General features: G+C 60.2%; 20 protein-coding genes, 2 pseudogenes and 1 riboswitch. Of the genes and pseudogenes, 10 read left to right on the forward strand and 12 right to left on the reverse strand.

Annotated elements, in window-relative coordinates; translation table 11 throughout:
* Positions 1-312: 312 nt before the first annotated feature.
* Positions 313-687 (reverse strand): annotated as a pseudogene (locus tag AC0L3I_RS28890) (transposase); the annotation flags it as partial.
* A gap of 520 nt (positions 688-1207) precedes the next feature.
* Between AC0L3I_RS28890 and AC0L3I_RS28895 the strand changes: the two are divergent.
* The gene (locus AC0L3I_RS28895) at positions 1208-1528 is read left to right on the forward strand and encodes a GNAT family N-acetyltransferase (RefSeq protein WP_473529141.1); all 321 of its coding nucleotides are present in this window, start codon (positions 1208-1210) and stop codon (positions 1526-1528) included.
* 26 nt (positions 1529-1554) lie between these two features.
* On the opposite strand, the gene AC0L3I_RS28900 is transcribed toward AC0L3I_RS28895, so the two are convergent.
* Entirely contained in the window at positions 1555-1722 is a 168-nt protein-coding gene (locus tag AC0L3I_RS28900) for a hypothetical protein (RefSeq protein ID WP_473529142.1), read from the reverse strand.
* A 136-nt stretch (positions 1723-1858) separates the two neighbouring features.
* Here AC0L3I_RS28900 and AC0L3I_RS28905 point away from each other — a divergent pair, with 136 nt between their 5' ends.
* Positions 1859-2827 (forward strand): omptin family outer membrane protease, encoded by a 969-nt coding sequence (locus AC0L3I_RS28905; protein WP_473529143.1) that lies wholly within the window; start codon positions 1859-1861, stop codon positions 2825-2827.
* Positions 2828-3286: 459 nt separating this feature from the next.
* Here AC0L3I_RS28905 and AC0L3I_RS28910 read toward each other — a convergent pair whose 3' ends face one another.
* Positions 3287-3439 (reverse strand): hypothetical protein, encoded by a 153-nt coding sequence (locus tag AC0L3I_RS28910; protein ID WP_473529144.1) that lies wholly within the window; start codon positions 3437-3439, stop codon positions 3287-3289.
* Between the two features lie 572 nt (positions 3440-4011).
* On the opposite strand from AC0L3I_RS28910, the gene AC0L3I_RS28915 reads away from it, so the two are divergent.
* The 7 genes from AC0L3I_RS28915 (at position 4012) to AC0L3I_RS28945 (ending at position 12254) form a co-directional block, all read left to right on the forward strand.
* Complete coding sequence (locus AC0L3I_RS28915) at positions 4012-4974, forward strand: ArdC family protein (protein ID WP_473529145.1); 963 nt, start codon at positions 4012-4014, stop codon at positions 4972-4974.
* Positions 4971-5138, forward strand: a complete 168-nt coding sequence (locus tag AC0L3I_RS28920) for a hypothetical protein (RefSeq protein ID WP_473529146.1) — start codon at positions 4971-4973, stop codon at positions 5136-5138. The genes AC0L3I_RS28915 and AC0L3I_RS28920 overlap by 4 nt, the downstream gene beginning before the upstream one ends.
* 83 nt (positions 5139-5221) lie before the next feature.
* Positions 5222-5641, forward strand: a complete 420-nt coding sequence (locus tag AC0L3I_RS28925) for a DUF2958 domain-containing protein (protein WP_473529147.1) — start codon at positions 5222-5224, stop codon at positions 5639-5641.
* Positions 5642-5719: 78 nt separating this feature from the next.
* A complete protein-coding gene (locus tag AC0L3I_RS28930; protein WP_473529148.1) occupies positions 5720-7273 on the forward strand; it encodes a ParB/RepB/Spo0J family partition protein in 1554 nt (517 codons plus the stop codon).
* 1147 nt (positions 7274-8420) lie between these two features.
* The gene (locus tag AC0L3I_RS28935) at positions 8421-9776 is read left to right on the forward strand and encodes an aspartate aminotransferase family protein (RefSeq protein ID WP_473529149.1); all 1356 of its coding nucleotides are present in this window, start codon (positions 8421-8423) and stop codon (positions 9774-9776) included.
* 1057 nt (positions 9777-10833) lie between these two features.
* Positions 10834-11046, forward strand: coding sequence for a cold-shock protein (locus tag AC0L3I_RS28940; protein WP_008874821.1), 213 nt, complete (start codon positions 10834-10836; stop codon positions 11044-11046).
* Between the two features lie 374 nt (positions 11047-11420).
* Positions 11421-12254 (forward strand): prephenate dehydratase, encoded by an 834-nt coding sequence (locus AC0L3I_RS28945; protein WP_473529150.1) that lies wholly within the window; start codon positions 11421-11423, stop codon positions 12252-12254.
* Positions 12255-12641: 387 nt separating this feature from the next.
* On the opposite strand, the gene hemN is transcribed toward AC0L3I_RS28945, so the two are convergent.
* Together hemN and AC0L3I_RS28955 are read right to left on the reverse strand one after the other, a co-directional pair.
* On the reverse strand, positions 12642-13979 hold the full coding sequence (gene hemN, locus AC0L3I_RS28950) for an oxygen-independent coproporphyrinogen III oxidase (protein WP_473529151.1): 1338 nt from the start codon (positions 13977-13979) through the stop codon (positions 12642-12644).
* A 202-nt stretch (positions 13980-14181) separates the two neighbouring features.
* On the reverse strand, positions 14182-14649 hold the full coding sequence (locus AC0L3I_RS28955) for a Ros/MucR family transcriptional regulator (RefSeq protein WP_473529152.1): 468 nt from the start codon (positions 14647-14649) through the stop codon (positions 14182-14184).
* A gap of 519 nt (positions 14650-15168) precedes the next feature.
* Between AC0L3I_RS28955 and AC0L3I_RS28960 the strand changes: the two genes are divergently transcribed.
* A complete protein-coding gene (locus tag AC0L3I_RS28960) occupies positions 15169-15711 on the forward strand; it encodes a cytochrome c peroxidase (RefSeq protein WP_473529187.1) in 543 nt (180 codons plus the stop codon).
* Here AC0L3I_RS28960 and tdh read toward each other — a convergent pair.
* The 7 genes and pseudogenes from tdh to AC0L3I_RS28995 all read right to left on the reverse strand — a co-directional run.
* Positions 15651-16685 carry an L-threonine 3-dehydrogenase gene (gene tdh / locus AC0L3I_RS28965; protein WP_473529153.1) on the reverse strand — a complete coding sequence of 345 codons (1035 nt, stop codon included), beginning with the start codon at positions 16683-16685 and terminating at the stop codon, positions 15651-15653. The genes AC0L3I_RS28960 and tdh overlap by 61 nt on opposite strands.
* A 647-nt stretch (positions 16686-17332) precedes the next feature.
* Entirely contained in the window at positions 17333-19678 is a 2346-nt protein-coding gene (gene metE / locus AC0L3I_RS28970) for a 5-methyltetrahydropteroyltriglutamate--homocysteine S-methyltransferase (protein WP_473529188.1), read from the reverse strand.
* 116 nt (positions 19679-19794) lie between these two features.
* Positions 19795-19993: riboswitch (cobalamin riboswitch) on the reverse strand.
* Between the two features lie 404 nt (positions 19994-20397).
* Complete coding sequence (locus tag AC0L3I_RS28975) at positions 20398-21420, reverse strand: adenosine kinase (RefSeq protein ID WP_473529154.1); 1023 nt, start codon at positions 21418-21420, stop codon at positions 20398-20400.
* Between the two features lie 63 nt (positions 21421-21483).
* A complete protein-coding gene (locus AC0L3I_RS28980) occupies positions 21484-23640 on the reverse strand; it encodes a peptidase domain-containing ABC transporter (protein ID WP_473529155.1) in 2157 nt (718 codons plus the stop codon).
* 32 nt (positions 23641-23672) lie between these two features.
* The gene (locus AC0L3I_RS28985) at positions 23673-24758 is read right to left on the reverse strand and encodes an HlyD family secretion protein (RefSeq protein WP_473529156.1); all 1086 of its coding nucleotides are present in this window, start codon (positions 24756-24758) and stop codon (positions 23673-23675) included.
* 317 nt (positions 24759-25075) lie between these two features.
* On the reverse strand, positions 25076-25240 hold the full coding sequence (locus AC0L3I_RS28990; RefSeq protein ID WP_473529157.1) for a hypothetical protein: 165 nt from the start codon (positions 25238-25240) through the stop codon (positions 25076-25078).
* Between the two features lie 397 nt (positions 25241-25637).
* A pseudogene (locus AC0L3I_RS28995) lies at positions 25638-25832 on the reverse strand (DDE-type integrase/transposase/recombinase); the annotation flags it as partial.
* Between the last annotated feature and the right edge of the window lie 16 nt (positions 25833-25848).

The raw sequence follows: 25848 nt of genomic DNA on the forward strand, positions 1-25848 counted from the left end.
GGACCTCCAATCCGAGCATTTCGTCGATGAGAAGGGGCGCCCTGTTCCCGGGCGCCCTTTTTAGCGCATTGACGTCAGACTCGCGCAGGCGAGATGGATAGAGGGCACCTGTGAGGCGGACCGCTCTCTTCATGCCAGCATGAGATGATTCGCAAAACGGCGCTGGCGGCAGTTCACGTTGAAAAGCAACGGCGCCGACCCGGCATCCGGACAGCCGATGCCCCGCCGCTAAGAGGTCCGCGAGGCCGAGGCCCGCGCTTAGATCTCATCCAGAATCGCCGGGCTCCAGCACTGTCCCAATGTGGCGCTACCGCCGACAATCTTCTTGACGGCATCGTAACCTCTTATTCCCGCTTGCGGAGCCTTTACCGATTGCTTGCCGATCACGACCGCCGTCGGACTGGCCTCACGCCGGTCCAGCGCCAGCTGGAACAGAAAACGCCGCGCCAACTTGCGGAACCAGCCCGTAGACCGGGTCGTAGGCGCCGAAACCGACCGGCAGCATCCGCCAGCCGCAAACCTGAGCGCACAGCGTTGATCACCTCACGGAAATCAACCTCGTGCCGACGGATCAACGCCCAGGCTTGGGTATAGCGGCGCGATCCGATCCCCCTCCTCGTCCGTCAGATCGGAGGGGTCGCGCTTGGGTTTCCTGGCGAACTTGCCATTCCCGCCAAGCATTAGCATCGGTTCGTGCGAGCTCGTAAAACCGCCGCGCAAGGGCGGGCATTCGCGATCAACCTCGGTGAATCCAACCGGCTCCTAGGGGCGCCCGCGCGCCTGACGGCGCGTGCCGGGTGCTCGTGAACCGAGCCCGCTTTTTACCTCGGCAAGGCGGCTTCACCGTGCGGTTGCGAAGTAACCGGGTTGATTTTTTGTAAGAAGGTCTCCTATCCGCGCAATTCACCTCAAGTCATCCGGAACCATGCATGCTTGTAATATTTATTTGGCATTTTTTTATCATACTTTTGATGAAAAATGCTGTTCCTTCGTCCGAGTTACTTAAAAGAGTGAGTCGGATCTGCGCGGATGGCAGCATGAATCGGGATTTTGACCACTAGAAGGAGAAAATATGTCTTCCATATCTACTCGCCGCGCCAACGCAACGGACGCAGAGACGGTCGCCCGTTTCAGTCACGCGCTACTCGATGAACTCTCTGGCGGGAAAGCGCCCACGCCCGACGTCGTCAGACAAAGCGCGGAGACAGTGCTTGCCGACGCCGGCGTGCTCGCTGTGATCGCAAGCGCAAATGACGAGCCGCTCGGCATCATGGTGCTGAATGAATGCACGGCGATCTATGCAGGAGGCAAGTTCGGCTATATTTCGGAGCTGTATGTTCGACCCGACAAGCGCTCCAAAGGGATTGCCCCTCATCTGCTTGAGGTCGCCTCGCAGGAAAGCCGTGCTCGTGGTTGGAAGCGACTTGAGGTTGCAGCGCCCGGGCAACCAAAATGGAAGCGCACGCTCGATTTCTATCTGCGGAACGGGTTCGAGGAAGTCGGCCCTTGGCTCTGTCGGATAATCTAGACTCAGAGTGTCTGCTGTGGACTGGCTCAAAGCAACCTGCACGATCTCAGCGGATTGAGGTCCGGCGTGGTCGCTGCCTGCCGCTGCAATCGTACCAGCATCGTCATCGCAAATGTGTGCCTCAGATAATGCAAGGTTCCCGTCACGCCGCCCGCCCGGAACGCATCGGCAAAAACCGCCGTCAATCGGGTCACGCTAACGGCGTTTCCTTGAGTGTTGAGGAACAGAGTCGAGGGCGACAATTTTGCCAACCTACAGGGGCGCTGCATAGACGACCGCACGTGACGTGTACCGGTTACGCAGCGTATAGCTGAATGGCGGATCAGTTTTATGAAATTGTACGCGAAAGTCTTTGGTGGAGCGGCAGCGTTGCTCGCTGCTTGGCCGGCGATGGCCAGCGACGCGGTGGTGAGCGAACCGGCGCCCTACAATCCCAATTTCTCTTTCGTTGGCGGCGTCGGCGTCATCGACATCGAGGCCAACGAGCTAGTCTATCGGGCTCCCGGCAGCAGCTCGAAGCTGAGCCACCTTATCTGGGAAAGCTCCTCTCCGGTCATTTCAGCCGAGATGACGGCGCGCAGCGAGGCCGGCTGGACCGGCAAGCTTTCCGGCCAGATCGCCTTCAGCGGCGACAGCTACATGGAAGACTATGACTGGATCCCGCGATTCTCGACCAATGATGGCTGGAACGACTGGAGCAACCGTTCGCGCCATTCCGAAACCGATCTTGATTACTTCTATTCGGCAACCGTCGCGCTCGGCCACGATTTCCAGGTCAGCGACCAGCTGCTGATCAACGTCAACGGTGGCTTCAAGTACACCTCGGTCAAGTGGACTGCCTATGGCGGCTCCTATGTCTACAGCGTTGCCGGCTTCCGGGATTCGGTTGGCGACTGGCCAGGAGACACAAAGGGCATCAGCTACCAGCAGAAATTGCCGGTCGCCTTCGCCGGCATCGATGCGACCTATGTCCAGGATCGCTGGAACTTCGGCTTTGCGCTGAAGGGCGGCACGACCTTCTCGGCCGGCGATACCGATCATCACTGGATGCGTGACCTGCGCTTCGAGGATGATTTTGAATCGGCGCCGGTTCTGATGGTCGGCGGCAGCGTCGGCTACCAGTACAACGAGCGCACCAGCTTCTTCGTCTCCGGTTCCTACGAAAAGGTGTTCACCGCTCGCGGCGACTACAACACCTATGACATTCCCACCGGCGCAGAGACAGGCGGCAACGACGACTGGGTTGGCGGCGATTTTGCCGCGGCGACGGTTATGGTCGGCATCAAGACCTCGTTCTGATTGAACGAACTCGACCGGAACGCCGAACCGATGTCCGCAACGGCGCAGAAATCTGTGGGCGCGATATGAACGACGTTCTTTCGCCGAGCTGTCGTTCCGCGGTAGACCGTCTCTGATCTCGCAGCAGTCGTCCTTGTCCCCGACAAATGGTGTTTGGAGAAATGCAAACCGGTTGGGCCATCGAATAGGCCCATTGCGACAGCTGTGAGCTGATAGCCTTCAATCGTCGGCTTCCAGAACAACGTCGAGCCGCACTCAGAACCCGCGTTCAACTTTATCGGACGATCGGTACCAACGGACGTGTTGTTCACCGCCGACTGAGAGCGCGTCGCACCGAACATTCACGGCCGCGAGGGAATGGCCCAATTCTTTCAGATGCGATCGAGCGCGAAGCACGCGACGTCGGTTGAGCAGACCGAGCGGTCCCTCCACCATCTGCATGAAGATGCTCCGGAACTTTCAATCGCGGCTGGCCTGGCCCGCCGCTTTGCCGCGATGATACGTGGCGACGACGACGCAGGCCTCGGTCAATGGATCGGGGATGCCATGAACAGCGAACTGGCTTCCCTTGCAGTAGGTCTCAGCCGTGACATTGAGGTGTCCGGGCGTCAATCACCAGTCCTGGAGCACGAGCCCGGCCGAAGGCCAGATCAACCGCCTCAAGACGATCAAGCGCCAGATGTACGGGCGCGCCGCCTATCCACTCCTCCGGAAGCCGACTTCTGGCAGCCGCTTGGCCCAACTGGACAAAGGGACACCCGAAAAAAGTAGTCCCTGCACCAAATATGCGGAACAACCCAATTTGGCCTAAGCTTGACGCGCCCGCGCGCCTGACGGCGCGTGCCGGGTGCTCGTGAACCGAGCCCGCTTTTTCTTCGACAGGCTCAGGCGGTCTCGGCCATCCGGCTTCGCCCCCTGGCGCGGGCAGCCTTCGGCTGCTGACGGTCGCCAGCCTGTCGGCCGGCGCGGTTTGTTTGTTGGCCTTTCCCGGCGGCGCGGGGTGGGCGGCACTCCCTTCTAGGCCCGCCGCGGCATCCCGCAACCCTTCGCTTCGCTTCGGGTCCTCCTCTTCGTTCCGGTCCTCGGATGCGGTCCGCCTCCGACGGCGGGCCTTTCCGGTCGCGTCTCGCCGCCCACCCCGCTTCCGGGGAAAGGCGCGGGATAGAAGAGCGGAGGACCAGACGATGTCTGCAAAACACCAGCGTTCCGGCAGCCGAGAGGCTGGCGCGGGCAGGGGCGGGCGCCCGGGCGCCAGCCTTTATCAGGAAATCACGGACCGCATCATTGCCGAACTGGAGCGCGGCACCGTGCCATGGGTCAAGCCATGGGGCAGCGCAAAGGCCGACCTCGGCCTACCCAGCAACGCGGCCACCGGGCGCCGCTATTCCGGCATCAACATCCTCATCCTGTGGGGCGCCGTCATCGAGCGCAGCTATCCCAGCCAGAACTGGCTGACCTTCCGGCAGGCGCTTGTCCTTGGCGGCAATGTCAGGAAGGGCGAGCGCGGCACAACAATAGTGCATGCCGACCGCTTTGTTCCCAAGGACGAAAAGGAACGCGCCAAGGCCGATGGCGACGAACCGCAGGCGGTCCCTTTCCTGAAGCGCTTTACCGTCTTCAACGTGGCGCAGTGCGAGAACCTGCCTGACCATCTCCATGCCGCCGCCGAGCCGCTGCCCGAGCGCGAAATCATCCCGCAGGCCGAGGCGCTTATTCGAGGAATCGGCGCGGATTTCCGCATCGGCGGCGATCGCGCTTTCTACATGCCGGGCAATGACACCATTCAGGTGCCGCCGCAGCCGGCATTCTTTCACCAGATCGACTATTACCGCACCTGCTTCCACGAGCTTGGCCACTGGACCGGCCACCCGGCGCGGCTGGCGCGCGACCTCTCCAGCGCCTTCGGTTCCAAGACCTATGCGCGCGAGGAATTGGTTGCCGAAATCACTGCTGCCTTTGTCTGCTCGACCCTCGGCATCGAGCCGACCGTGCGCCATGCCGACTATATCGGCGCATGGCTGAAGGTGCTGCGCGAGGACAATCGCGCCATCTTCCGCGCCGCCAGTCTTGCCTCCAAGGCCGCCGATTTTCTACTGGGCTTCAACGCCGAGGCCGAAGGCGCGCAACAAGACGAGATCGCGGCATGAGCGCACGCGATCGCGACACCCTGCAGACCGAACCGACGCCGCAAGGCGAGCAGACGCTCATTCCCGGCGTCCGGCCGGTCACCACGCGCGACCGCCTTGCCCTTTTGGCCGATGCGCCCGCGCGCGGCGCAGAAGCCGCTCGATATCGGGCTGTTCGATGGTGAGGCGGATCAGAGAAAGATCCAGTGAATCTTTCTCCCGCCGAACGCCAGAAATCAACTCGACCTGTTTTGAGAGGAGTTTTCCCATGATCCTGATTACCGACGACCTTTGCGCCCGGCTGCTCGCTAATGGCGCAACCGACACCGAAACCGACCATGTCCCGGTGGTCAAACTGTTCGATCCGACCGGGCCAGCAACCTGGCTTCTCACCGAACTCGACGCCGACGGCGACACAATGTTCGGCCTTTGCGACCTCGGCTTCGGCTTCCCCGAACTCGGCAGCGTCAGCCTTGCCGAGCTTGCAAGCGTCAAGGGGCGGCTTGGCCTCGGCATCGAGCGCGACCTCTGCTTCAAGCCGCGCTTTCCGCTCTCCGTCTACGCCCAGGCAGCGTACAGCGCCGGCCACATCACCGAAGCCGACCGGCTGCTGCGACAGGCGGCAGAAGCCCTTGGCAACGCCCATTCCAAGCTTCCGCCCGACACGGCGGAACAGACGCGCCGCTAGGCGCGAAAACCGTCCCGCCGCGCCGGCTTACAGCCTCTGCGGCGGGGAAATCCCACCCCTCAACCAAGGAGACAAACCATGCAACTTGCCCACATTCCGCTTGATAAGCTCAACATTTCCGCGCTCAACATGCGCCATTCCAAACGCGCGCCCGACGTGTCGGACATCCTGCCATCGGTTCGCGCGCGCGGCGTCCTGGTGCCGCTTCTGGTGCGGCCCAACGGCACGCCGGAAACATTCGAGATCGTCGCCGGACGGCGACGTTATTTCGCCGCGAAGTCGCTCGCCGACGAGCGTGGTCAGCGCGATGCCTTGCCCTGCGCCATCATGGAAGACGGCGACGACGCCGGCGCGCTCGAGGCCTCGCTGATCGAAAACTTCGCCCGGCTCGATCCCGACGAGGTGTCGCAGTGGGAGACGTTTTCGCGGCTGATCATGGAGGGCCGCAGCGTTGCCGACATCGCCGCCACTTTCGGCATCACCGAGCTTCTGGTCAAACGCATTCTGGCGCTAGGCGACTTGCTTCCCAAAATCCGCGAAGCCTATCGGCGCGAGGACATCGACGCCGAGACGACGCGCCATCTGACCATGGCCTCTAAGGCGCAGCAGAAGGATTGGCTGGCGCTTTATACCGATCCGGAGCAATACGCGCCGCGCGGCCACCAGTTGAAGCAATGGCTGTTCGGCGGCCAGTCGATATCCACCAAGGTGGCGCTGTTTGCCGTCGAGGATTGTCCGGGCCTGATCGTCTGCGACCTGTTCGGCGAGGACAGCTATTTCGCCGATGCCGACCTGTTCTGGCAAAAGCAGAACGAGGCCATCGCCGCCAAGCGCGATGCCTATCTGGAAGCCGGCTGGCCCGAGGTGGCCGTGCTGGAACCGGGGCAGCATTTCCAGTCATGGGACTATGAGAAGACGCCGAGGAAGAAGGGCGGCAAGGTCTTCATATCAGTCTCGCATCGCGGCGCGGTCGAGTGCCACGAGGGCTGGCTGTCACGCAAGGAGGCCCGCCGCGCTCGCGCACAAGGCGAGGGCGGCGAGCATGAAGAAACCCCAGCCAAGCCGTCGCGACCGGAACTCACCGGGCCGATGCAGAACTATGTCGATCTGCACCGCCACGGTGCCGTGCGTACCGCCATGCTCGACCATCCGGGGGTCGCGCTGCGCCTGATGGTGGCGCATGCCGTCGCAGGTTCGGGCCTGTGGCAGGTTCGCCGCGAGCCGCAGCGCACCGCCAATGAAGCGGTGGCGGCAAGCATTGCCGCGTCCAGGGCCGAAGCCGCATTCGCCGAAAAACGGCGCGCGGTTCTTGCGCTGCTTGGGCAGGCCGACGAGGAGGGTGCGATAGCCGGCGGCAATGGCGACGCCTTTGCCCTCTGCACCGTCTTCGCCCGTTTGCTGGCACTTTGCGACGACGATGTCCTGCGCGTTCTCAGCCTTGTCATGGCCGAGACGGTCGAAGCCGGCAGCGCCGTCATCGAGGCGCTTGGCAATCACCTGAATGTCGATATGGCCGCTTGCTGGCAAGCCGACGACGCCCTCTTCGACCTGATGCGCGACAAGGAAATTGCCAATCTGATACTCGCCGATATCGGCGGCAAGCATGTCGCCCACGGCGGATCGGTCGACTGAATCGGCAGGTGCTTCGCACGCCCGCGAGAAACAGCTCCGCCGGCCTTTCTCACCGAACCGCATTAAATCCCCGAGAAAAGGCAGAAGGAACGCGAATCGTAATGGCGGGCTCGGCCGGAAGCAGCTCCGCCGTTGCCCTGACTTGATCGAGCATCACCGGATGAATCAGGCTGTGGGGCGCTGAATGTTGTCGATGCCGAGCTTCTCGAGCTCCGCTCCGACGAGCGGGGCTGCAAGCGAGTTGGAGGGATCCAGTTTGTAGATAGCATGGGCGCCGATCGCATGTTTCTTGTTGCCTCGAGCTCGGGCCTCTAACTTTTAAGTCGAGGAGACGACTTCACTGTTCTTGTGTCCGGCCGTGTCCGAATGAAGACGTCTTAGGTTCGAAACCCGACACAACTGACGCGCCGGCATCCCGCCCGAGTGTCATGAATGCGTGGTTTTCGTCCTTTGATCGCACTCCTCGGTGGCACGTCAATTGCATGGTGGCAGTTACGTCCGGGAGGCCAGACGAGTTGTTCCTCTCGATCATCCAACTGCGCGCGGAACGTGACGGTGCGCATCTCAGGGAGTAGCTGATGCGCGTAGTCGTCGTATAAATCCATGATTACACCGGAATGATCAATCGGTTCGGATAGCCGCGCCTTGGAGGCCGACCACCGCGGCGAGGTCAAAAGCGTGACGGCGCGGTACTGCGAGAGGCGGCCACCAGATGCCGCGGTGCAACGGCGATAAAGATCTGCTCGCTTCGCTCGTGTGGTTTATGCCGCCCCTCCGCAAGCCGGGGTCCTCGGGGATCGCCTTCAACATGCGTACGGTAGTCAGGGCGAGAAGCGGTCTCACCCACCTTCCCGCCTACCCGGCGGGCATCCCGTATACCGGACCGGGCCGCTCGGACATGGCTAGCGCTCGACAAGATCATTGCCAGAAACTAGTCCGCGATGCCGGCATGCTGACCCCGAACTTTTGCGTGATCGTTGCGGCACCAGAGTGCCGGCGGGCTGCGATTCCGCCACGAAAGCAGGCAGCATTCTCGATCCGTGTTGATGGTGTAAGCCTCCATCAGAACTCGCTGTCAGCGCAAAAAATGGCAGCAAATTTTCGTAGCGCCTCGCCATCTCGACAAAGGTAGTCAAGGAGTTCGGACATGCAGCGCATTTCAGGGCTAGGCCACAACCGGGGAGAGGTCGTTGGGCCAAAATCTCGCGAGGAGTTTCAACGAGCACTAGAGATCACGCCCGGCGGCAGCATGCGTGCTGCGCAGTTTTTCGCTCCCCACCCGCCTTATGCTGTGGCAGGAGCGGGCTGCTGGATTACTGACGCGGACGGCAGCAAGGTCTTCGACTGCGCAAACAACTTCTTCTCGCTCGTTCACGGCCATGCCTTTCCGCCGGTGATCGAGGCGCTGCACACGGTTCTGGACGACGGCACCGCATTCGGGCTTCCGACCACAAGCGAGGCCAGACTTGCGGAAGCAATCACGACACGTTCGCCGAAACTTGAGCAGGTCCGCTTTACGAGCTCCGGCACCGAGGCTGTTATGTTCGCCGTCAAGGCCGCTCGCGCTATTACAGGGCGCCCGATGATTGCCAAGTTCGAGGGCGCATATCACGGCGCCTATGACTATGTGGAAGTGAGCCTTGATTCTGCACCAGACAACTGGGGCGATTCGTCGCCTAGCAGTGTGCTCTATGCCAAAGGAACTCCCGCCTCTACTGCCGCGGATGTCCTTGTCCTTCCTTACAACGAGCCCGAGACGTGCAGAGAGCTCATCCGTGCACACCATGAGCGCCTCGCCGCGATCCTTCTCGATCCAGTTGCTTCCCGCGTGGGCATGGTTCCGATAGAGGCGGATTTGCGGGAGGTCATCCAGGATTGCTGTAACCGCTACGGCATCCTGCTTGTGGTTGACGAGGTCGTTTCTTACCGCGTCGGTTTCGGTGGCGCCCACGACATCTTCGGCTTTGAGCCGGATCTTGTAGCTTTGGGCAAGATCATCGGCGGAGGTTTGCCCGTTGGAGCCGTAGCGGGGCCTGCGTCGTACATGGCGGTCTTCGATCACACCAGGGGCAAGCCAGCCGTGTCCCACGGCGGCACGTTCAGCGCAAACCCGCTCAGCATGACAGCTGGGCTGGCGGCACTGCAATCATACACAAAGGATGCCGTGGCCCGTCTAAACCAGTTGGGGGAAACGCTTCGCAGTGAAATCATCGAGCAACTCAGAAGGCGCGAACTTCCCGCGCAGGTTACCGGCGCGAGCTCCCTCTTTCGGCTCCACCTGAAGACTGAAGTGATCCGAAACTACCGGACCTCGTTCCCAAGCGCATTGCAGAAGGCGGCGCTCGCAAAGGTGCACCTTGCAATGCTGGAACGGAGTTTTCTAATGACGACGAATTGCTCTGGCGCGCTCTCGACCCCAATGAGCGAAACCGATGTCAAAGATCTAGCCGCAGCGCTCGTGGATGCCGTTCATGAAACCTGGAAACAATCTCCGTGGGACTGATCGAGCAACGGTGGAAAGCGCAGTCGCGGCAGCGTCGCGTTGGCGGCTTCGCCGATACCTGTCACTAATCATGATAATCCGAGCGATCAAATGATCGCGGGCAAAGCGGGAAAAGAAATGCACGACAATAACGTCGAACGGCGCGCCGCCAGCCGTCGCCATGTCGAGAACGCTGCAATTCAAAGGGCTAACTGCCGTGGCGCAGTATGCGAGCGCGCGGCTGGTCCGCGATCGACCGGTAAGTCTCAGCTTGCCTGCCCGTGGACACGAGCCAATCGAGGGTTCCGCGCAAGGACGCGCCATCGGCTTCGCGGCTTTTTTCACCGAATTTCCAGCATTCCTGCCGTTTTCCGATTTTGCAGGGTTGGTTTGCGGCGTTTCCGAGCCTTTCTACCCAGTGTGAGTTGTTTTCGGTGGGAGCCCGGTTCCTGCACAATGGCCCGGACCTGCCCCATCAAGAAGGCTTCTATCGCGTCGTTGTAGAGTGGGCTAAGCCCCTGCGGCCTTCGGCGAGGCAGGGTCTTGCCCCATACGGGTGAGGATCCTCGCGCAAAAAGACTATGGGAACATCATCCTCATGGGATGTGAAGTAAAAACTTGTCCTTTCACGACAGCAAAAACTTGCAAGGCAGCAGCACCAATGCCTGACAGCTTTCCACACGAGTCCTGGCGCTTCAAGAGCCGCCCCTGATCACCCTCCATCTGCCAAGCGCGATCCGCGCTCGCCCGGGCTACGCAACCTTGACCAGTTCCGCCCGGGCGAACGCTGACCGTCGCACAGTCCATAAGGGGTCAAATAATTGGGCGCGGAGGGGAGGCGGGATTGGGAAAAGCGCAAGCTCAAGCTCGAACGCTATATGGCTGGGCGGTTCAGCCCATAACGGAGCGCCAGGGCGGGAGACGCTTCGGGGCGACAGGCGGTCACGAGGAGCGCGAGCCGGTTTGCGATTTGAACCGAGCTTTTGCTATTTTCACTTTTGCTGCCTCTAAAATCTCGGATATGAAGCGGACCTGGCTTATGGCCTGCCTGCATTGAATGGTTACAAAGGAATACGTTATGGCGACTGGAACGGTAAAGTGGTTCAACAGCACCAAGGGATTCGGTTTTATCCAGCCTGACAACGGAGGTCAGGACGTTTTCGTCCACATTTCCGCTGTCGAACGAGCGGGCCTTTCGACCCTTAATGAGGGCCAGAAGATCAACTACGAGGTCGAACAGGACCGCCGTACTGGCAAGTCCTCCGCAGGCAGTCTCAGCAAAGCTGGCTGACTTTTTCTGCTTCTGCCCGGCAAGAGCCGGGCAGAAGTGCCACTGACCAGCTATAGGAGCGGGCAAGAACACGGATCTCCCGCTAACCGGGCGGCGGATTGCGGGAAGCTGCTAAGTTCTACTGAAACAAGATGTTTGCAAGTGAAGAGGGGCGGGTCCCCAGCCTCTTATTTTCTGCAGTAGATTCTTACGCAGCAGATGCCGACGGCAACCGCGCGCATCAGAACGAATCTGGACAAATGAGATCAAGCTGCGAGCTTCTTGTGGGTCCGGTCGCTTCACACCGATCAATGCTATTTTTCGGTCATGAACCCCGTGCGTGTGATTTTCATGAATGAGGGCTCTGACGCATTATCGATCGAGTGTGCCGGGGAATGAACGAGCAATTGAGCCAGCCTCCAGCCATCGACACCTCCGGAATCAAGAGGGCAGGGTACATTGGCCCTGAGGGGACCTGGACCCATCAAGCCTCGCTGGACCTCTTTGGTGACCGAGTTGAACTCGTCCCGTTCAGCGTCGGATTGTTCGAAGCATATGAGAATGGCTGCGTCGACATTGCCTGCGTCCCAGCTACGACCTCTCTGGTCGGAGCCACTCCCTACCTCGACCAAGTCTTGAGCTTGAGGTCTCCCACGATTGTCGCCGAGTACCCGAAGGTCCTGAGCTACAGCCTCATGGCCAGCAAGGACGCGAGTTTCTCGATGATCACAAAGGTGGTGGGCCACCCCGTGGCCCTGCAGGAGGTGGCCGGGTGGCTCGACGAGAACATGCCCAACGTCGAGCGAGAGAGCCGTGGGGGAGCGACATGTTTCGTGGCTGAGCAAAACTCTCCCTGGATAGCGGCATTTGGTCCTGCGCTTGGTGCCAAGCTGTACAATCTGCAGATATTGCGAACAGGAATTGAAGAAGGGCTGCATAACGTTACGCGGTGGTGGGTGCTCGGGCGCAGGACCCCTGAGCCTTCAGGATTTGACCGAACAACACTTCACCTCCGCGTTTCAGAGCAAAATCTCAGTTGTGTCCTGAACAGGTTCTCGAAGGAAGATTTGGCCGTTCTCAATGTCAATGAGCGTCCGACATGCGAGCGACTGGACACCCATCACTATGTCATCGATGTCGCAGGCCACGTTTTGACGCACCCGGCGCTGGCTGCGTTGGCGGAAATTGATGGCCTGAGAATTCTCGGATCGTACCCACGTCGTTACTAGCTATGGCTAGGCCAGTTCCGTCCATAATTCCAAACCTGTTGATCTCATCACTGATGAACGAGAGCTGCCGCATCGAACTCGATGCGATGTAAGCCTAATGCCGCGGGCCATGGACAATCGCGCCGACGATCTTGTCGTTCCCGCCCAGTTTCTTGCCTGCGAAGCCGTGGTATTCATAGGCACACATGTCGACCGGCCGGGCATCTCGCAAAACCAGTCACCGTTGTATGACTGTGACGCGTTATCGGCGGCACGCTCCTCCATTCGGGAAGGTCAAACACTTCAATCCGCGCAGGGGCGCCGGGGCCGGGGCCTGCGGCAGTTTTACGAGCGTGCGGTTTGGCACGAGCTTATCGCTTTGGCTCCGCTCACGCTGCTTGGCTGTGCTTATGGGACAACCCGGTCGAGAAAAGCATCGAATGCGGCAGCAACAGCGCGAACCACGAAGCGATGCTCCTGCCGCACCCGGATGAAACCCTTTTCGATGTCAAGTATCCCTTCCTCGGCGAGCTTCGCCAGGCGCTCAGCAGCCGAATCGAGGAGGCGAGTTGGATCGAATCCAAAGGCCGCACAAATTGCCGGCACATCGGCCTGCAAATCGCACATCAGCCGCTCGATGATTGCGGCTCGCACGCGGTCTTCGTCTGTGAGCCGGTAGCCTTTTGACGTCGCCAGGCGGCCAGCTGCTATGTGCCGGTTGTAGGACTCACGTGTCACTTCGTTCTGGACGTAACCCTCGCCGACCCGCCCGATGGCCGACGCGCCGAAACCGATCAGGGTTTTGCAGGTGTCGGCCGAGTAACCCAGCGAGTTACGCCGTAACCGACCGCTGGTCTGCGCCATTGTAAGTTCGTCGTCCGGCAAGGCGAAATGGTCGAGGCCGATCTCTCGGTAGCCGGCCGCAACCAGCGTCTCTGCCACGGCCGCAGCCTGTTCGGCGCGGGCGGCGCTGTCCGGCAGCGCAGTCTTCTCGATCAGGCGCTGATTCCTTATCACCGATGGGATGTGCGCGTAGCCGAACACAGCAAGCCGGTCAGGACGCATGGCGACAGTCGCCGCCGCAGTCTGGACGCAGGACTCTACCGTCTGGTTCGGAAGACCGAAAATGAGATCGACGTTGATGCCGCTTACTCCATGCCGGCGCAGCTCTTCGACGGCAGCGGCCGTCTGCGCCTCGCTCTGGACCCGGTTGATCGCTTTTTGAACAATCGGATCAAAGCTCTGCACCCCGAGACTCGCGCGGCTCACATTGGCTGCTCCCAATGCTTCGGCGATCTCGGCCGTGAACGTGCGCGGGTCAATTTCGACGGCGATCGTAGCGGACTCCCTGAACGCGAAGCGGCGGCGCAGCAGTTCGATCATGGCCAAGAACTCCGCTGCCCCGATCAGAGTCGGGGTTCCACCGCCGAAATGCACGTCGTTGATGACGAGCCCCTGCTGCACTTGATCCGAGACCAAACGGATCTCGTCGCGCAGAACGGCTAGATAATCGAGGATCGGACCCTGATTGCGGGCAATCGTGGTCGGAAAGCCGCAATACCAGCAAATCGATCGACAGAACGGAATGTGAAGATAGAGCGACACCGGATCGTCAGCCGGCAGACCTCTTAGCCATTCCTCATAGCTTACGACCCCCACGCTGGCGGTGAACTCCGGCACAGTCGGATAGATGGTGTACCAAGGCAGGAGAGCCTCGCGACATTCTTTCAGGGTAGAGGTCTGCAACGGTTCCGTCCCAAGCTGAAAAGTTGGTCCTTTTACCGCTGCGGTTCCCTGTGTCTCTGCGCTATGTCAGTTCCATTCCGCTTCGCGGCGTGCAATCACACCGTGCAAGGAAAAGGCGGGACTTGATCCCGCCTTTTCGAGTGTTTCGCTCACATCATGCCGATCGAGCCGCCAGCCCCACAACGGGTCTGGATGGAGGAAGTCACGCTAGTACCTTCTTTCTAGACCGCTTTTCGGGCGCCGAGACTTCGGGCTCTTTCGGCTTGCGGCCGAGTCCCATCGTCTTGGCCAGGGCAGAGCGTGCAGCCGCATAGTTCGGCGCGACCATGGGATAGTCCGCCGGCAGACCCCATTTGGCGCGATATTCGTCAGGACTCAGCCCGTAATGGGTCGACAGATGACGCTTTAGCGACTTGAATTTCTTGCCGTCCTCAAGGGAGACAATGTAGTCCGGCGTCACCGATTTTCTGATCGGGACGGCCGGCGTCAATACCGTCGGCTCTTGTGCCGAGACGCGACCGGCCGCCGTGCGTCTCAAAGCTTCGTGCACATGGCCGATCAGAGCAGACAGCTCCCCCACCGGTACGGGATTGTTGGAAACATAGGCTGAGACAACATCCGCGGTAAGGTCGATGAGATTGTTGGTGTTTTCGAGGTCTTCTTCTGGCATGAAACTCTCCAGTGGATTGGTCTGCGGAGCGTCGCTTCTAGTGATGATTTCCGATGAAAGCAACAAATCTCGCGACAGGATTGTTCGTTGCTCGTCCAGCATTGAGGTCATAGTCCACTTCACGCTGTCGTGACACTGATCTGCGCGGTAATCGCTAACTGCGCCGTTATCCGCCGTTCAGTCCCGATCTCGTCCGTCTGAATTGCAGAGGCAAGACGCAGAAACCTTGTAAACCATGAGCCGTGCACTCGGTGGGCAGAAGGCGCCTATGAAACAGGTTGGCGCAGCGGCAGCATGCGGCGACAGGCCACGGAACCGACCAAACCCTCACCGAACAAACAGCGATTGCGCGCGCCCCACCGTTGGAGTCCGCCGTCGGGCGATGAACCGCAGTCACTGCTCCGCCGCTCGATTGGCTTGCTCGGCAGGTACGATTCCCTTCATCTGCTGATCTAGCGCAGGGCGTTCGCGAGCCGCATGTGGAGAATGGTTTGCGTGCACATCGTAAGGACTCCATCTATGAAAATCCTATCCCCTGCGGTGGCTGTTGCGCTTGTGGCAGCCACAGCTTTTGCTGCGCAGTCCATTCCGCCAGACCTGAGAGAAACGGCACTGGCCATCTTCAAGCCCTTGCCCTCCATACCGGCAGTCACCAACCCGAGCACGCCGGAGAAGATTGCCCTCGGCAAGGCACTGTTCTTCGATCCACGCCTCTCATCCTCAGGCGTTTTCTCCTGCAATTCGTGCCACGGCCTCGATCATAGGCGTTTGGAAAACAGCCGATCGCGTCAGGCCTGTGAGCATTCCTTGACCGATCTGGGCGAATTGCCACAAGCGCAGCGTCCTCTGATCGCCCACGATGCGTCGCGGGCGATTGAGCGGCGCACATTGCGGAGGAGCTATTGCTTGCACCAGCCATGCTCCCTCCGCGGAAAGATGGCCGGCAGGCCAGAGAGGCTGTCCCTCCAGCGTTGCCGAAAGGCTACTTCCGGCCAATCGCCCTACCAGTCCATCACCACCTTGCCGGAACTGCCGCTGCGCATCGCATCGAAGCCTACCTGAAAATCATCGATGCCGATGCGGAGGCTGATCAGGCCGCTCACATCGAGCGCGCCCTGCACCAGCGCGATCATCTTATACCAGGTCTCGAACATCTCGCGGCCATAGATGCCCTTGAGATGCAGCATCTTGAAGATGACCTTGTTCCAGTCGATCTCGAAGCCGGTCGGCGCAATGCCCAGAATGGCGATCTTGCCGCCATTGTTCATGGTATCGATCATGTCGCGGAAGGCGGGCGCCGCACCCGACATCTCCAAACCGACGTCAAACCCCTCGGTCATGCCGAGCGCCGGCATCACGTCGCGCAGCTTTTCCTTCGACGCGTCGACCACATGCTGGACGCCGAGTTTTTTCGCCAGCGCCAGCCGCACCGGATTGATGTCGGTGATGACCACTTTTCGCGCGCCGACGCATTGCGCGACGAGCGCGCCCATGATGCCGATCGGCCCGGCGCCGGTGACCAGTACATCCTCGCCGACCAGATCGAAGGACAATGCCGTGTGCACCGCATTGCCCAAGGGATCGAAGATCGCGGCGATCTCGTCGGGCACGTCGTCGGGGATCGGCACGACATTGTGCTGCGGGATCGCCAGATATTCGCCGAAGGCGCCAGGACGGTTGACGCCGACGCCAAGCGTGTTGCGGCACAGATGTCCCCGGCCCGCGCGGCAGTTGCGACAATGACCGCAGACGATGTGACCTTCGCCCGAGACGCGCTGGCCGACTTTGTATTCGGTGACAGCGGCGCCGAAATCGGCGACCGTGCCGACGAACTCATGGCCGGTGACCATCGGCACCGGAACGGTCTTCTGCGCCCACTGGTCCCAATTGTAGATGTGGACGTCGGTGCCGCAGATCGCCGTCTTCTTGATCTTGATCAGCACGTCGTTGGGGCCGATTTCCGGCACCGGCACCTCTTCCATCCAGATGCCCGGTTCGGCCTTGGCCTTCACCAGCGCCTTCATCATGTTCGACATCGGGTGCTCCTTACGCTTGGTTGATTTCGCTCCTCGCCCTGCTCCGGTAGCCTGCGCAACGAAAAGGTAGGCTCGGAGAACACCTGAGATCCTTGGACCAATCGTAATGTTGACGGCTGCCTTTGTGTCGAAGCAACATTCCACAGCGATCCGTGCGCTTGAAAACCCAGTCCAGCGAACCTCAGCGGAAGCGGAGCAAGCGTCACGCCAGATGCAGCGAAGTTTCAATTCAAGCGATGAGGAATGGTCGCAGCTTGCAGCTGGGCGGCATGGCTATTTCGTCGATGTCCGCCACATGCGACGCAATCACTCGACACGATGCTCTCGATGGTCGGTCTGGCCGCCGATATCTTGATGTGTCGGTGCACAGGCGGCATCGTTCGCCCCTCGGTGAAGTGTCTGTTGACCGCTGGCGCTGTGAGAGGCTGAAGCTCACGGGCAAAGCCGCCTTACTCCAGTTCCTGGTTGAAATCATCCGTCCTCGGACCAGAAGCGGCTTCCCAGATCCTGCCCCGCCGCTCAGCCGTCCAGCGGGCCTTCGGCTGGACGACAAGGGTGGGGCCTCTACCAATCAGTGGGCGGCTTTTCGATGCCGTCCCTTCTGCTTTGAACTCATCCGCGGAGCCCGCTGGTCACATGTTTGCCGGTCACAGTGGCCCAGCGGCCTGCGCCTGCACTTTCTCCCGCAGGGCGAATGCCGCAGCGACCATGTTCACGAGGGCAGGGCGGACCTCCTCCCATTTCCTTGTTTTGAGACCACAGTCCGGATTCACCCACAATTGGCTGTCCGACAGTCGCTCGCGGGCAAGTTGAGCGAGATGCAAAATCTCGCCGATCTCCGGGACACGTGGTGAGTGAATGTCGTAGACGCCAGGACCGATTTCGTTCGGATATTTGGACTTGGTGAAGGCGTCTAGAAGTTCCATTTTAGAGCGCGACGTCTCTATCGAAATGACGTCCGCGTCCAGTTCGCCGATCGAGTCGATGATCTCATTGAACTCCGAATAGCACATGTGGGTGTGAATTTGGGTCGCGTCCTCCACACCCGTCGAAGCGAGCCGGAAGCATTCGACAGCCCAGCCGAGATAATGTTTCCAGTCGGCCTTCCGCAGCGGCAAGCCTTCGCGAAATGCGGCCTCATCGATCTGGATCACCTTTGCGCCAGCTCTTTCGAGGTCCGTCACTTCATCGCGGATGGCGAGCGCGATCTGGCGGCAGGTCTCGGCGCGGGGTACGTCGTCGCGAACAAAAGACCAGTTCAGAATCGTCACTGGCCCTGTGAGCATGCCCTTCACCGGCTTATTCGTCAGCGACTGGGCAAATTGCCACCAGAGAACCGTCATCGGATTGGGCCGCGATACGTCGCCGAAGATGATGGGAGGGCGCACCAGCCGGGAGCCGTAACTTTGCACCCAGCCATGCTGGGTGAAGGCGAGGCCGGACAGCTGCTCGCCGAAATGCTGCACCATGTCGTTTCGTTCGAACTCGCCGTGTACCAGCACGTCCAGCCCGATCTCCTCCTGCCAACGGACCACCGCTTCGGTCTCCTTCTTCAGGAAGGCCTGGTAGTCGATATAGCTCAGCCGGCCCTTCGCATGAGCGGAGCGCGCCCTGCGCACCTCGGCCGTCTGCGGGAAGGACCCGATGGTCGTCGTGGGGAATGGCGGCAGGCCGAGCGTGTCAGCCTGGACTCTGGAGCGCTTGGCAAATGCGCTCTTTCGTTGCTTCATGACGCCGTCAATGCCGACAACTCGCCCATGGACGAGCGGATCATGGACCTTTGCAGACATGGCGCGCGCGGCGGCGGCCTCTTCAGAAGCCTTGAGCGCGCCCGCTACAGTATCCCTGCCTTCGGACAAGGCTTGGGCCAGCACGAGCAGCTCTTCAGTCTTCTGGGCGGCGAATGCCAGCCATGATCTGACGTCCACATCGAGCGCGGTCTCCATCCGCAGGTCCATCGGCACATGAAGCATCGAGCAGGAAGGCGCAATTTCGACGCGGTCCAGCGGCCAGCCGGCAATGACCGGCTTGATACGGTCGAGAATGGCAGTCAGTTTCGCGCGCCAGACGTTGCGGCCGTCGATCAAGCCAAGTGAGAGCACCAGATCCTTCGGTGCGAGCCGACCAACCGTCTCCAACTGCTCGGGAGCGCGCACAAGGTCGAGATGTAGGCCCGCCAGGCGCAGCGAAAGCGCGGTCTCGAGATTGTCTCCCAGCGGACCGAAATAGGTAGCCAGCATGATTTTCAACTTGGGCGCGGCTTTCGACAGCTGGCCGTAGGTGAATTCGAAGGCAGCTCGTTCGTTCGGGTTAAGGTCGAGCACAAGCGCCGGCTCATCAATCTGAACCCAGTCGGCCCCAGAGAGCTCCAAATTTCGCAGGAGTTGCTCGTAGACGGGCAGCAGGCGCGGTAGCAGCGCCATGGTATTGAAACCTTGGTCGGGAGACTTCGCCAGCTTGAGGAAGGTGACCGGTCCAAGGAGGACCGGGCGTGTATGGATGCCGAGCTCTTTTGCCTCCAGAAAGTGATCGACTGGTTTCGTCGACGAGAGGGCGAATGTCTGATCGTCGCCCAACTCCGGCACGATGTAGTGGTAGTTCGTGTCGAACCATTTGGTCATTTCCATCGCGGTTACGCGCTGTCCCTGAACGGCATGCCCGTGACTGGCATGTCCGCAACCCGCGGTATCGCCTTGCGTCCCGCGCGCCATCGCGAAGTAGATGTCGAGGGGGACCTCGCCGCCCGTCCAGCCGTAACGGGTTGGCACGGCGCCGACCATTGCTGCGGTGTCGAGCACATGGTCATACAGTGAGAAATCGTTCGACGGGATTTTCGACACGCCCCGGTCGTGCTGCTCGCTCCAACTGGCGGCACGGAGCGCCTTCGCCGTCGCCAGAAGGTTGGCAGCAGAAGATTTTCCGGACCAGTAGCTTTCGAGCGCGAATTTCAGTTCTCGCCGGCGACCGATACGCGGCACACCAAGCGTTGCTATGGGAACTTGCTGGGAGACATTCATTCCATACCCCGATGGCTAGCGGCGGGGACAAGGAAGGCGCTAACAGGCCGGCATCAACGCCGAGCTGCCGCGGCCACCAGACACCCCGCCCGTGGACGTTGTTCACCGTGGCAGGTCTCCTGGCTCGCGGGTCACAGCCTCTGCCCGTCTTCCCGGGGCAGTTCGCCCCAGTGACATTGGTGGGTTGGCTCGCCGCTTACAGTTGCGGGGGCAGCGCCGGCATTGCACCGGCTTCCCTCTTAGCTCCGCTAGGGCAACGCCTTGCGGAGAACCACGACATGCGGACAATCGCAGCTGCCCGCTTTCTTGTCAATGCTGTATAAAGAAATGTTTATGTGTTTATGTGAATCATTCACCCGCGGCGTGTCTCAATTCGCAGATCGCGGTAGAGCTGAACCATCTGCGCCCCTCTCCGGTTCGCAGGCTGTGGCTGACCGGTGGCTGTGGCTGGCCGGTCGGGCAATCTGTCAATTGTACGATCCCGGCTCAGAACGATTTTCGTAAGAGGGCGTGTTGACCATCATGATCGGCCGGCAGTACTGGGCCGAAGGGCGACAACGTTCCTGAGCCTTCATAATCAGAAATTTGTAGAAGAACCGCCATCCTTCACGGACGGGTACACGGTGTTTTCCCAGCGCTTGTCTGGACAGCCCGCAAAGAGGGGAGGGTGAGCAGCACCTCGCCGAGATGCGTCCCTACAACAACCCGGCCTGCTCGGCCTCGCGGCGCAAATTCTGACGAGGCCTCGGGCCGATCTGCTGGATCACCAATCCGGCCGCCAGTGAGCCGAGGTCGCCGCAGGTCTTGAGGTCGCGGCCTTGCGTGTAACCATGCAGGAAGCCGGCGGCATAGAGATCGCTGGCGCCGGTGGTGTCGACCAGCTCCCGGATTTTGGTCGCCTCGACGGTGACGGTCTCGTCGCCGCGCACGATCACCGAGCCCTTTTCCGAACGGGTCACGGCGGCGATCCGGCAATCCTTGCGGATCTGAGCCAGTGCCCCGTCGAAGGACGATGTCTGGTAGAGCGACTTGATCTCGTGGCTGTTGGCGAAGACGATGTCCACCGTGCCCGAACGCATGAGGTCGAGGAACTCGTCGCGATAGCGGTCGACGCAGAACGAATCCGAAAGCGTCATCGATACTTCGCGGCCCGCGGCGTGCGCCAGGCTGGCCGTCTGCCGGATCGCCTCCTTGGCGCGCGGCGGGTCCCACAGATAGCCTTCGAAATAGGTGACCTTGGCGCCCGAGGCCTTGTCGGGCTCGACGTCCTCAGGCCCGAGCTCGACGCAGGCGCCAAGATAGGTGTTCATCGAGCGCTCGCCGTCTGGGGTAACGAAGATCATCGAGCGCGCCGTCGGTGGCTCGCCATTGAGCGGCCTGGTGTTGAAGGCGACGCCCTGCGCATGGATATCATGGGCGTAGATTTCGCCGAGCGCATCGTTCGAGACTTTGCCGAAGAAGGCGGCGCGTCCGCCGAAGCTGGCGACACCCGCCGCCGTGTTGCCGGCGCTGCCGCCGGAGGCTTCGATGGCCGGGCCCATGCGGCTGTAGAGCAGCTCGGCGCGCCTCGTATCGATCAGGTTCATCGCGCCCCCAAGTAAGCTACAATTTTCGGACGCTCCGTGGCGCCCAAAACATGAACTCGCATTTTCGCATTGAAGGATATGGCCGACCGCGGCACACCCACAAGGTTGAAACCAAGCGACGGCGATATACATTCGCCGCTGCTGTTCCATGCCTCACTGCCCCAAAATTCTGCCGTGCCCCTCACCTGAAGCTGTTTAGCTGGATCCGGTTTGCGCCCGCCACAAGCGAGCGTAAGCGCCTTCAGCTGTCAGCAGATCAGCATGCCTCCCCTCCGCAACAACCCGCCCCTTGTCCAAGACCATTATTTTGTCGGCGCAACGGATGGTGCTGAGTCGATGAGAGATGATGACGATGGTCTTGCCGCCCCGACGCAGATCCTCAACCACTCGCAGGACAAACGCCTCGGCGACCGAGTCGAGAGAGGAGGTTGCTTCGTCGAGGATCAGGATCTCCGGATCCCGGTACAGAGCCCGAGCCAACGAAAGGCGCTGCTTCTCGCCCCCGGAGAGGCGTACGCCGTTTTCGCCTAGATAGGCCTGGAAGCCACCGGGCCAGCGCTCGATCACCTCCCGCAGCCCTATTTGATCGCAGATTTGGAGGATCTTTTCGATGTCCGGCTCGAACTCGCCAAGGGCGATGTTGTCGATCACCGAGCCCGAGAACACATCGATCGATTGCGGCACCGCAGCGACAACCTTGCGCAGGGATACGGTCGACAGGTCCTGGAGGGCATAACGGCCGATCCGGATGTATCCACCCTCAAGCGGGTAGACATTCTGCAGCAGCGCCGCAAGGGTGCTCTTGCCCGAGCCGCTTTCCCCCACCACTGCTGTCATTTCCCCCCGGCGGAAGGTGGCGCTAAGATCCTGGAAAAGCTCGAACTGACTACCATATCGGAACGTGACCTTCTCCAGCTGGATGTCGCCAATGTCGGATTTGTCTGCATCGATGCCGCCACCGCTTTCCGGCTCCAGGTCGAAGATCTCGAACAGGCGATCGGCTGCGACAAAAGCATCCTGAACGATCCGGTTGGTCTGGATCAGACTGGCAATCGGCCGGGTGATATAGCCTAGCAAGGTATAGCAGGAGAGTAATTCGCCAGGCGTGACGGTTTGATCGAGGGCAAGTGTCGTTCCGAACCACATCAGCACGATGGTGAATAAAGTTGCGAGGAATGTCGAGGTGCTGTCTCCGAAGATCGAGATCAGGCCGGAGCTGTAGACGGAGTGCAGCATCTTGATGAAGCGGGTCTCCACCTTGAAGTTGGCGAAGCTCTCCATGCCGGAGATCTTGATTGTGGAGACAGCTCCCAGTGATTCCACCAGTTGTGTCTCTAATTCGGCAGCGTTCTCCATTACGGCGCGCTGACGATTCCTATTCAGCCGGTTGATGATCCAATAGACCGAGAGGTACAAAGGGATGGAGACCGCCACGACCAAGGCGATCTTCCACGAGTAGATGAACATCAGCCCTAACGAGAACAGTACCGTTAGCACGTCAACGAACATGTTGATCGAGACGTCGTTCAGGAAGCTCCTGATCTTCACCGCGTCATTCATGCGGGAAATGATTTCGCCCATGCGCATGCTGTCGAAGAACTTCTGAGGCAGGCTTAGGATATGATTGTAGTAGCCGAGGATCAGGTGGACGTCGATCTTCTGCCCCGTTTGCAGGACGAGCCGGTTTCTGAGGAGATTGATCAGGATCTGCACAACCAAGATCAAGAGCATGGCGACGCTCATCAGGTTGAGCAGATTGCGGTTACCCGCTGTAATCACATGGTCGACGATCTTCTGCACGTAAATGGCAGTCGAGAGGCCAAGGATCGTCGTCACCAGCGCCCCCGCGAGAGCCTGCGCCATCGCCGCCTTGTGTGGCGCAAGCAGACGCGCGAAACGACCCAGGGGTGAGGTGGTCTCGTCGCGGCGCTTGAAGGTGTCTGCGGGAACCAGGAGCACCAGGGCGCCAGTCCATTGCTTTTTGAATTCCTCGTGCGCCAGCTTGCGGATTTCACCATAGGCTGGGTCCATGACGATGACCCACCTGGCGTTGATCGCCTGGACTACGACGAAGTGATGCAGAACCTCGCTGACGACGACGTGCGCGATGGCGGGCTTGGGGATCTTGTATAGGCTGTCGAAGCCACCCTTTACCCCCTTGGCAACGAAGCCCAGCTTCCGGGCCGCTTCCATGAGGCCCAGCACAGTGGTGCCGGAGCGGCCGGTCGAGGCATACTGTCGGATACGCGACAATGGCAGCTTGTAGCCATAGAAGGCCGCGACAGAAGCAAGGCTGGCGGCACCGCAATCCGTGATGTCGCGCTGCTTGAACTTGATGATCTTGCTCGACATAGCGGCTCGCTGACTGTTTGGAAAATGGAGAATCAGTGGCTCGCCAGGAGCGGGTTGAGCCAATCGTCGACCTCGTTGTACAGGAGCTCCAGGACAGTGCGGTCGCCCAGGAGGAAGCGGGCCCGCACGGTCATGCCTTTCTTCAGGTTACCGATGACCCCGTGCTTGAGGGCGAGATGGCGGCGAGAGAGCGCGCAGCGGACCTTGAAGGCCGGGCTCCCGTCGTGCAGGGTGAAGTCGTGCGCCACGTCGAGCACCGTCGCGTCAATGACACCCCATTGATTGTAGTTGAAGGCATCCACTTGGAGACGCACCGACTGGCCGGGGCGCACAAAGCCGATGTCGTTGGGAGAAACGAAGATTTCCGCCACCAGTTCACCATCCGGCGAAACCCAAGCGACGGTTTGCCCGGCCTGGACGTAGCTGCTGGAAGTGAGGCCCGAGAATTGCTCGAGAGCGCCTGATATGGGAGCTCGAATGAGAGTCAGGTCCCGTTCGCTCTCAAGCTGATGCAAGGCGGCCGTGAGTTCCTCAAGGCGCAGCTTAACGTCGGACAGCTGCTGGTTCCATTCGGCGAATTTGCGCCGGGCGAGGATCTCGCCCTGGATCTCAACCTGCTGAAGTGCGAAGGCCTTTTCCTCAACGGCCTTTGCCGGTGCTACGGCAGCGGAGAGCAGTCGCTTAACACGCTGCAGTTCCGCAGCCGCATTACCGCGGGCATATTGGTTCTCCCGCACAAGGTTGAGGAAATGGGCGCGCTCGGCCGTGGCGAACTCGGTCAACAGGCGGATCGGGTCCTTGGCTTGCGTGCCGGAGGAGATCAGGATTTCGAGGTCACTGGCAAAATCGCTCTTTGCGCGAATATCGCCTGTAAGCGCCCTGAGCTTTTCCTCAACCACCCCATCATCGAGGGCGAGGATCTCTTGCCCCTGAGCAACCAGATCGTTTTCAGCGGCAAGGATGCGGGAGATGCGTCCGGAGACGGGCGCGACCAAGGGCGTCTTCTCGACGGTGGGGCGAATGATACCGGCACTTTGGACAGACACCGATATGGTGATAAATGGCAGCGACAACAATGCCGCAACCACAGAGAGCACAACCACCTTGTAGATGGCCAAAGATCGCCCTGATCGGCGAGAGAGGATGCTCTCTGCGGTGTAGCAGGCTATCTCAGAAGAAAGGGGAACTGCTGGTCCATGTTCAGTATGAAGCATAGTTGGGTTGGCACTTATGTTCTATCCGTATATGACTGACGTACTATCGCTTCCCCTACACATGCAGCTACAAAGGCTATTATCGTAGCAGCTGCCCAAATTAGTTGCCAAAACCCTCCTGAAATTGCAGAGGCCTCTTCAGGAGTCAATTCGGTCACATCATAAGACGACAGGTCTGATTTCATTGTCTTACTTTCCTAAATCTCAAACAGGAGGGTGAATCAGTGGGTTTTTTCGTCGAGGATTTTTGCACCTATACAAACAAGCGCAAGGCCTAACGTCCCCAAAATCGCGAAAGCTATTGCCCAAAACATCCCTCCCGCAATTTTGGATGCTTCTTCGGGAGCCAGTTCGGTCACACCATAAGCTGACATTTCCGCCTTCATTGTTTTCTCCTTTCCTAGAGCTCAAAATAAGAGGATGAATCAGTAGTGCACGGTCAGCGGCGTGTGGCGCCGCATAACGAGAACATCAAGAGACGTGCCAACTGCGCAGGAAACTTGTGAACGGCGCTTATTGCCTTTGATTCAATCGCTTAATTGAGAGCGCGGTGGCACGCCGGGTCGAACATCGCCGTGTCGCGAACTCGACAACCCGACAACAGAGATGACCAAAGGTCGTCCTGCTTGTCGGGAGAGGATGCGCTCTGCGGTGGCAGGCCATGGCGTTGTCACGTCGTTTGAAATGTGGCCGCGTGAGCCCGACACCGCGCTTTTTCAGGCAGGCCGTGCACTCACGGCTTCCCACGCGGCCATTGCCTGGCGTCGATGGATCCGAATTTGTGTGCGAGCGGTGTTCCACGTTCGGCATGATCTGGCGTTGGGCCGCCCCGTAGGCGCGCAGTTTGTCGGTGATCATACGCTTTGGCGGCAGACCCGCTTCTTCAGAGGTCGCGTCAGCAGGCGCCTGGCGGCCTTTGGTGTTGCGACACGTCTGGACGATCTCGTCGCGCACATATCCGTCCTGATCAACCGCTCTCCTCACTTCGCCCGGT

This window comes from Mesorhizobium sp. WSM4840 (assembly GCF_055811755.1).